Genomic DNA, 4,261 nt, shown 5'->3' with positions numbered 1-4,261 from the left:
AAGCCGGTAAAAGGTGCAGATGGTGTTATGCATTTAAAAGCCGGGCCTGCACGCTCACTAACGACACAGAGCACGCTTGATGGCACAGATGTGACGCTGGTTGCCGGTATCGGTAACCCGCAGCGGTTTGAGCGCACTGCTGTTGCAGCGGGCTTTAACATTACTGCAAGGCATTATTTTGCTGATCATCATAAGTTTACTGCGGCAGATTTTGCTGCTATTGATGGCCCGGTTCTGATGACTGAGAAAGACGCCGTAAAATGCCATCGGTTTGCGAAAGCAGACTGGTTCAGTCTTAGCGTTGATGCTGAGCCGGATGCAGAATTAAAAACAAAACTAACTCTTTTATTGACTGAACTGCGGAGCAAATATGGCACTTAAAGCTGCATTAACCGAGATCCTGGCGTGTCCGCTATGTAAGGGTAAATTGAAATATGATCAGGCAGGGCAGCAACTTATTTGCACCTTTGATCGTCTGGCGTACCCAATCCGCGATAATATTCCGGTCCTGCTGGCTGATGAGGCCCGTGAACTGACACTGGAAGAGACTGAGCAATGGCGTTCGTAGTCGTTATACCGGCCCGTTTCGCCAGCAGCCGGTTACCTGGTAAACCACTGGCTGATATTAATGGTAAAACCATGATTGAGCGGGTCTACCAGCAGGCATTGCAAAGTGGTGCCGGCAGGGTAGTGGTAGCAACAGATGACAGACGAGTCGCCGATGTAGTCGATTTATTTGGCGGTGAAGTCTGTATGACCAAAGCCGAGCATAATTCGGGTACCGAGCGTTTGGCAGAAGTGGTTAGCAAGCTACAGCTGTCCGCCGATACTGTGGTGGTTAACGTGCAGGGCGATGAACCCTTTATTCCGCCACTTATCATTCGTCAGGTGGCGCAGAATCTGGCGACGCAGCAAAGAGCGCAAATGGCGACCTTAGCGGTACCGCTAGGTAACGCTGACGAAATCAGTAACCCAAACATTGTTAAAGTTGTCAGTGACAAAGATGGCTACGCATTATATTTCAGCCGCAGCGTCATTCCGTATGATCGTGATGGTAATTTTCAGGCTGAGCTGGCGCGGCATTACCGGCGTCATATCGGTATTTATGCTTACCGCGCCGGTTTTATTCAGCGCTATGTGGACTGGCCAGCGTCAGCATTAGAGCAGATAGAATCACTGGAGCAACTGCGGGTGCTATGGCAGGGCGAAGCCATCCATGTTGATACTGCACTTGAAACACCGGCTGTCGGTGTTGATACGCCTGCGGATCTTGAGCATGCCCGTCGGTATGCAGCCAGCCTGACCTGATGACAATCAGTTTCTCAGTCGTCGATGAGCAGCACGATTTTGTCGTGCTGGACAAAGCGCCGGGTATCAGTTTTCACAGCGATGATGGCCCTGGTTTAGTTGCTAAGGCAACTGCAACCTTGGGCTATGCTCTGTTCCCGGTGCATCGGCTGGATAAAGTCACCTCAGGCCTTATCATTCTGGCACGCAGCAGCAGTGCTGCCGCAGAGCTGACCGCTTTGTTTACCGCCCACCAGGTGGAAAAATATTATTTAGCATTATCTGTTGGCCGGTCGGCAAAGAAACAAGGTTGGATAAAAGGGGATATGGTGCCGTCACGGCGCAGTGCCTGGAAATTGCTGAACAGCCAGCATAACCCTGCAGTAACGTATTTTGTTAGCCGCGGCTATGACGAATTGCCATTCCGGGCTTATTTACTTAAGCCCTTTAGCGGAAAAACGCATCAGATCCGTGTTGCAATGAAAAGTCTCGGGGCAGCGATAAGCGGGGACGTTCTGTACCAGGCCGAGATGGCAGACAGAGTTTACTTGCACGCCTATGCCTTACAATTTACGCTGTCCGGCCAGCAGTATCAGTACGTTAGGCCACCAAAATGCGGTGACAAGTTTCAACAATTACTCCAGCACGACGGCTTGTCAGAGTGGCGGCTCCCCTGGCAGTTGAGCTGGCCTGAATACAAGCAACCTAAACAGGTTAATAGATAAAGATGTCAGACTATCAGTTACGTTTTGCCGGTATCGGCCGGTTATATGGTATCAGTGCGCTGGAGAAATTCCGCCAGGCACATGTGTGTGTCGTCGGCATTGGCGGCGTTGGCAGCTGGGCCGCAGAGGCTTTGGCACGCTCAGGAATAGGTACTATTACGCTGATTGATCTGGATGATGTCTGTATCAGCAACATTAACCGGCAATTACATGCGCTGACAGATACGGTAGGCCAGGATAAAGTGGCGGTTATGGCACAGCGGATAAAAGCGATTAACCCTGAGTGTAATGTGATTCAGGTAGAAGATTTTGTCGCCACGGATAACCTGACGCAATTAATCAACCCTGATCTCGATTATGTTGTTGATGCTATTGATTCTATCAAGGCGAAAGTAGCGTTGTTGGCACATTGTAAGCGCAATAAGATTAAAGTGATTAGCACCGGTGGTGCAGGCGGACAGACTGATCCGACCCAAATTCAGATAGCCGACTTAACCCAGACGATAAATGACCCCTTACTGGCGAAGGTGCGTAATAGTTTGCGCCGGGACTACAACTACAGCCGCAATCCTAAGCGACGCTTTGGCATTGATTGTGTCTATTCGACTGAGCAATTGGTGTATCCGCAGCCTGATGGCAGTGTCTGTCAGCAAAAAACAGCACAAATAAATGACAGAGGCGAAGTTAGTAGTATGCGGCTGGATTGCAGTGGCGGCTTTGGTGCTGTCACTGTCGTTACGGCCAGTTTTGGTTTAGCCGCCGTATCCAGAGTGCTGAAAAAGCTGGCTCAGACGGTGTAGTCAGGTGGGTAAGTCAGTTGGCAGGGCTGCAAGCTTTTATTTTTTCAGCCATTGCAGTCAAACCATTACCACGGGACTGACTTAAATACGGTTTCAAGTTCAGTTGATCAAACTTATGGCTCAAGTCAAATTTGGCCAGTTCAGCGCTGGTCATGCCGTTCACCAGACACAGCATAATGGCCATTAGCCCTTTTACGATCCTCGCTTCACTGTCCATTATAAAGTAGTGTTTATCGCTGCTTTTATCATGGTAGTGCATCAGCCAGGCCCGGCTTTCACAGCCCTTAACCAGTAACTCGGGCTGTTTCATTTTCTCGGGCATAGCCGGTAATTTTTTACCTAACTGCATCAGGATGCGATATTTAGCCTGCCAGTCTGCAGCTTGTTTAATATCTGCTAAATCCCGTTGTTGAATGTCCTGCAGTGCAGGTTTGGTATCTGCCAGTAATTGTTCTAATGTCATGCAGTCAGTATCTCCACGGCTTGCTCCAACGCGAGCAGGCACCGGTTTACATCATCCAGTGTGTTATATGCGGCAAAAGCACATCTGACAGCACCGGGTCTTGCTAAATAACTGAATAGTGGCATAGCACAGTGCTGGCCTGAGCGTACTGCTACCTGCTGTTGATCCAACATAGCTGCAACGTCTGAAGGGTGTTCACTGTCAACATTTAATGCCACTATGCCTGCATTATGCACAGGCATGGATAAAATATCTACGCCTTTTATTTGTACCAATCCGCTAAAGAATGCTTTTAGTAACAGGGATTTATGCTGAATAAGGTCATTATTGTTATATTGTTGTATCCATTGTAGTGCTGCGCCAAGGCCAATCACACCAGCAATATTCGGTGTTCCGGCCTCCAGGCGGAATGGCAGTTTGTTAAAGGTTGTGTTAACAAAGCTGACCTGTTCTATCATTTCACCGCCTGCCAACAGCGGGGTAAGCTGCTCCAGCAAAGCCGTTTTACCGTACAGTACACCCGTGCCGGTGGGGCCATAGATTTTGTGACCTGAAAATACATAAAAATCACAATCAAGCTGTTGCATGTCGGGTTGCTGGTAAACCACGCCCTGCGCGCCATCTATCACTGTTATGGCACCAGCGGCTTTTGCCATAGCGACCATCTGTTGCGCCGGTTGAATATGACCCAGCACGTTAGATACATGACTGAAGCTGACAATTTTGGGTTTTTGTAACAGCAATTGCTGATAAACCGCAAGATCAAGCTGCAGGCTGCTATTAAGTGGCACCACATCGATATGAATACCATGACGCTGACAGTGCAGCTGCCAGGGAACAATGTTAGCGTGATGCTCAAGCTGAGTGAGTAAAATACGATCACCGGGATGCAGTATGGTGTGCATCAGGCCAAAAGCTATCTGGTTCAATGCCGCTGTAGCACCGCTGGTAAAGACTATTTCATGCCGGTGTTTGGCATTAATAAA

General features: G+C 49.0%; 7 protein-coding genes. 5 read left to right on the top strand and 2 right to left on the bottom strand.

Translation table 11 applies throughout. From position 1 onward, the window contains the following. The 5 genes from VIN66_RS06025 to tcdA all read left to right on the top strand — a co-directional run. Positions 1–381, top strand: a 381-nt coding sequence (locus VIN66_RS06025; protein ID WP_331923127.1) for a tetraacyldisaccharide 4'-kinase, incomplete at its 5' end; no start/stop codon positions are given. Then, positions 371–568, top strand: a complete 198-nt coding sequence (locus VIN66_RS06020) for a Trm112 family protein (protein WP_331923126.1) — start codon at positions 371–373, stop codon at positions 566–568. The genes VIN66_RS06025 and VIN66_RS06020, both read left to right, overlap by 11 nt. After that, the gene (kdsB, locus tag VIN66_RS06015; protein WP_331923125.1) at positions 556–1,308 is read left to right on the top strand and encodes a 3-deoxy-manno-octulosonate cytidylyltransferase; all 753 of its coding nucleotides are present in this window, start codon (positions 556–558) and stop codon (positions 1,306–1,308) included. Before VIN66_RS06020 ends, kdsB begins: the two co-directional genes overlap by 13 nt. Next, positions 1,308–2,012 carry a pseudouridine synthase gene (locus VIN66_RS06010; protein ID WP_331923124.1) on the top strand — a complete coding sequence of 235 codons (705 nt, stop codon included), beginning with the start codon at positions 1,308–1,310 and terminating at the stop codon, positions 2,010–2,012. The genes kdsB and VIN66_RS06010 overlap by 1 nt, the downstream gene beginning before the upstream one ends. Then, positions 2,009–2,812 (top strand): tRNA cyclic N6-threonylcarbamoyladenosine(37) synthase TcdA, encoded by an 804-nt coding sequence (tcdA, locus tag VIN66_RS06005; RefSeq protein WP_331923128.1) that lies wholly within the window; start codon positions 2,009–2,011, stop codon positions 2,810–2,812. Before VIN66_RS06010 ends, tcdA begins: the two co-directional genes overlap by 4 nt. Positions 2,813–2,825: 13 nt before the next feature. Here the strand turns inward: tcdA and VIN66_RS06000 are convergent, their stop codons facing one another. Both VIN66_RS06000 and VIN66_RS05995 read right to left on the bottom strand, forming a co-directional pair. Further along, entirely contained in the window at positions 2,826–3,275 is a 450-nt protein-coding gene (locus VIN66_RS06000) for a SufE family protein (RefSeq protein WP_331923123.1), read from the bottom strand. Continuing rightward, on the bottom strand, positions 3,272–4,261 hold a 990-nt coding region (locus tag VIN66_RS05995; RefSeq protein WP_331923122.1), incomplete at its 5' end, for a cysteine desulfurase. The genes VIN66_RS05995 and VIN66_RS06000, both read right to left, overlap by 4 nt.

Origin of the sequence: Rheinheimera sp., assembly GCF_036568245.1 — a bacterium.
GTDB lineage: Bacteria > Pseudomonadota > Gammaproteobacteria > Enterobacterales > Alteromonadaceae > Alishewanella.
This window is presented reverse-complemented; position numbering and strand designations above follow the sequence as displayed.

What these genes read in the sequence shown, in the direction of transcription:
- kdsB (WP_331923125.1), top strand. Translation starts at nt 556, where the DNA reads ATGGCGTTCGTAGTCGTTATACCGGCCCGTTTCGCCAGCAGCCGGTTA.
- VIN66_RS06000 (WP_331923123.1), bottom strand. Translation starts at nt 3,275, where the DNA reads ATGACATTAGAACAATTACTGGCAGATACCAAACCTGCACTGCAGGAC.
- VIN66_RS06020 (WP_331923126.1), top strand. Translation starts at nt 371, where the DNA reads ATGGCACTTAAAGCTGCATTAACCGAGATCCTGGCGTGTCCGCTATGT.
- VIN66_RS06010 (WP_331923124.1), top strand. Translation starts at nt 1,308, where the DNA reads ATGACAATCAGTTTCTCAGTCGTCGATGAGCAGCACGATTTTGTCGTG.